This is a genomic window from Chitinophaga sp. GbtcB8, from assembly GCF_019091455.1.
Lineage (GTDB): Bacteria > Bacteroidota > Bacteroidia > Chitinophagales > Chitinophagaceae > Chitinophaga.
Window position 1 is genome coordinate 1 of sequence record NZ_JAGXJN010000209.1, and the last position, 262, is coordinate 262.

Sequence of the window (262 nt, forward strand, 5' to 3'; positions counted from 1 at the left end):
GTGACGACGGCCGTGAAAGCGCCGGACGAAATCTACATGTACCCGCCCAAATGGGTTCCATCGGAACTTCAGTGGGGCAACTTCGTCAAGGCTTGGGCGATTCAGCCGTTCAATACGTTTTTGCAAAATTCGTTGACCGTGACGATTCTGTGCAATATCGGGCAGCTGATTTCCTCCTCGCTGGTGGCGTCCGGCTTTGCGCGCTACCGGTGTCCGGGACGCGACGCGCTGTTTCTGATCGTGTTGGCGACGATGATGATTC

1 pseudogene is annotated in these 262 nt (G+C 56.1%); it reads left to right on the forward strand.

From position 1 onward, the window contains the following. Nucleotides 1-262 (forward strand): annotated as a pseudogene (locus KVT36_RS31775) (hypothetical protein); the annotation flags it as partial.